This is a genomic window from Flavobacterium croceum DSM 17960 (assembly GCF_002917885.1).
Classification (GTDB): Bacteria; Bacteroidota; Bacteroidia; order Flavobacteriales; family Flavobacteriaceae; genus Flavobacterium; species Flavobacterium croceum.
In genome coordinates, this window is sequence record NZ_PQNY01000052.1 from 1 (window position 1) to 3,376 (window position 3,376).

Below are 3,376 nucleotides of genomic sequence, written 5' to 3' on the forward strand. Positions count from 1 at the left end.
CAACTCTAACTTCTATTCAATTTTTTAATAAATTTGTATTTCAAAGAAACATTAACAACTTAAAAATAAATCTCGCTTAATAATGCACAACGGGTTACCCTATTATAATAGATGATTCCAAAAACAATGAATTAAATTCAACGAAAAATTTTAAAATCGTTAATAAACTTTTAGAAACAACAAGAATTCAACCATTATACATAAATCATTATAATGCATTAAAACAATTGGAAATTATTGACAAAAATATTGTACAAGAAAAAGACAATGATTTCCTGTTATATGGAATATAAAGCCAGCCACCAACAACGGTTTTGCGAAATTGGGGCTTCAGTGCCAACTTCAACATTTGTGCTTATAATAAGCATTTGTGCTAAATTGAAACACTGCGCTTATAAATCCCCAACTTCGCCAAGCCTAGAACGTTGTGTGTCAGTTTCGGAAGAATAAACGCCGCAGACAACAATTCGGAAGAAAAAATATCAACTTTTTTGTGTTTTTTTAGAGACTTTTAACCGAAATTCATTTCTCAAATTTAAGAAACGGACAAATAAAAGTTTGCTTCTAAACGTTGCGGAATTTAAAATGTTTAGGAACTAAAAAAGCTAACAACGATACGAAATCTAAAAATGGAAAGCGGAAAGCGGAAAGTTGAAAAGGGAAATATTTTAAGAAAATTATAAAACGGAAAAATTGACGTCGAAAGTGAAAGAAACTGACTAAAAAAAGGGAAGATTATTTTTCGCAACCGAAAACACAACAGCGGTTTGGCGCAATAGCTCATTTTATCTTAAATTGAAGTCCGTTTTTCACGAAAATGTTTATCTTTAGCAGAAAATAAATCGTTCGCTGGCTTCGCTTCTGCTCCAAGCCGCGAAACGTTGGCAGACATTAATGACGAACGAAAACTAAAACATAACAATGAAAATTAAAACCATTCTTTTTTTATTAGTATTTACAACATTATGTAATGCTCAAATTATAAACATCCCAAATATTAATTTTAAAGCGAAACTTTTGGAAGCAAGTTCAACAAATCAAATTGCGAGAGATATTAATGGAACTTATTTTAAGATTGACTCAAACAATAATAATGAAATTGAATACACTGAAGCAGACGATGTTTATGAATTAAATATTAGTAATCTTAATTCTATTCAAAGTGTTAAGATTTCTGACATAACGGGATTGATTCATTTTTCCAACTTAAGAAAGTTTCATTGTATTGATAATTTATTAACAAATTTAGATCTTACATCTTTTGCTAATCTACTTGCTATTAATTGTGGATTCAATCAACTTACATCATTAAATATTAGCGGTTTAAATCAACTTGAATTTCTTTCGTGCGAAAGTAATCAAATAGTTAATTTAGATTTAAGTAACAAGCCTAATTTGGTAACTTTATACTGTGAAAATAACAATATTTCAAATTTAAATTTAAATGAACTTATAAATCTTATTTATTTAACTGTAAGCGGTAATCCTATTTCAATATTAGATTTTTCTGGAATATACAATATAGAACATCTTCAATGTATGTATACTAATATTACAAATTTAGATGTATCTAATCAAACAAATTTAGATCTCATTATGTGTGGAGAAAATCCATCTTTAGAAAAAATATTTATGAAGAATGGTAAAATTGAATCAGGCTTAAATTTAATAAACTTACCTAACTTAAAATATGTTTGTGTTGATGATCTACAATTAACAACAATTCAAAACAATATCAATTTTTCAAGTGGAAGTTTAAATTGTTCAGTAAATACCTATTGTTCATTTTCACCTGGTGGCACTTATTATACGATTCAAGGACAAAATAAATTTGATGCCAATAATAATGGTTGTGATAACAATGACATAATTTGTCCAAAATTAAAATATTCAATTACCAATGGAACAGATATTGGATATTTAATTTCGAATATCACAGGATTTTACTACATTCCTGTTCAAGCTGGAACTCAAACTATTACTCCTATTATTGAAAATCCAACTTATTTTAATGTATCTCCAATTACTTTTAATGTTAGTTTCCCAACAGCAATAAGTCCATACAATCAAGATTTTTGCATTACTGCAAATGGTTTTCATAATGATTTAGAATTAATGTTAATTCCTATTAATACTGCAGTGCCAGGTTTTAATGCTAAATATAAGTTAGTTTTTAAAAACAAAGGAACAACTACACAATCAGGCACAATCAATTTTACATTTGACGATAGTGTCTTAGATTTCGTTTCAAGTAATCCTAATGTTTCAAATCAGTCAACAGGCAGTTTAAATTGGAACTTTATAAACCTTTTACCTTTTGAAAGTAGAGAAATTGATATTATATTAAACCTCAATTCCCCAACCGAAACACCATCGTTGAATAGTGGCGACTTATTAAATTCTTCGGCTACTGTAAATGGACAAACTGATGAAACTCCAAATGACAATATTGCAATCTTAAATCAAATCGTAGTTAATTCTTATGACCCAAATGATAAAACTTGTTTGGAAGGAACAACTATTACAACAAGTATGGTTGGTGAATATGTTCATTACTTAATTCGATTTGAAAACAATGGAACAGCAAATGCACAAAATATTATAGTAAAAGATATGATTGACATTAATAAATTTGATATCAATACATTAATTCCAATTAAAGGAAGTCATAACTTTGAAACAAGAATATCAAGCATAAATAAAGTCGAATTCATTTTTCAAAATATAAATCTTCCTTTTGATGACGCTAACAATGATGGATATGTATCTTTTAAAATTAAAACAAAACCAAATTTAGTTGTTGGAAACACTTTTAGCAATTCGGCAAATATCTATTTTGATTATAACTTTCCGATAGTTACAAATAATTACACAACAACAATTCAAAACACATTGGGTTTACAAGAAAATGATTTTATCAATAACATTTCTGTATATCCAAACCCTGTAAAAAATATTTTAAATTTCAAAGCAGAAGATAATATTTCAAAAGTTGAAGTTTATGATATTTCAGGAAGAATTTTAAGTTCAAATTCGGTTTCTGAAAATAAAATTGATTTAAGTGAATTAAAAACAGGGAATTATATTTTAAAAATTTACATAGAAAAAGGAATAATGAAAACTAAAATAATAAAAGAATAACGATCTGCCAACACAGGTTTTGCAAGATTGCGGGTTTTAGGCTTAATTTAAAGTTTGTTTTGTATCTTTATATTCAGTGTTTAACCGAAAGTTTCGGTTTCTTTAGTCCGCAACCTCGCAAAGCCTGGGAACGTTGCCTGCTATACGCGGAAAAATTCCGGAAGAAATTTTTCCTGGTTTATTAAAGAAAAAATTATGAATGTTTCAACTTCGTGGTTTTTTCTTTTATTTTTTT

Annotated in this window: 2 protein-coding genes; both read left to right on the top strand. The window is 27.9% G+C overall.

Annotated features, from left to right (window positions below):
• Window positions 1–107 precede the first annotated feature (107 nt).
• On the top strand, window positions 108–293 hold the full coding sequence (locus Q361_RS14000; protein ID WP_394335867.1) for a hypothetical protein: 186 nt from the start codon (window positions 108–110) through the stop codon (window positions 291–293).
• Window positions 294–921: 628 nt separating this feature from the next.
• Window positions 922–3,141 (top strand): T9SS type A sorting domain-containing protein, encoded by a 2,220-nt coding sequence (locus Q361_RS13190; RefSeq protein ID WP_103727195.1) that lies wholly within the window; start codon window positions 922–924, stop codon window positions 3,139–3,141.
• Window positions 3,142–3,376 lie beyond the last annotated feature (235 nt).

Bases quoted from the DNA above. Each gene is read 5' to 3' on its own strand.
- Q361_RS13190 (WP_103727195.1), top strand. From the start codon at position 922: ATGAAAATTAAAACCATTCTTTTTTTATTAGTATTTACAACATTATGT.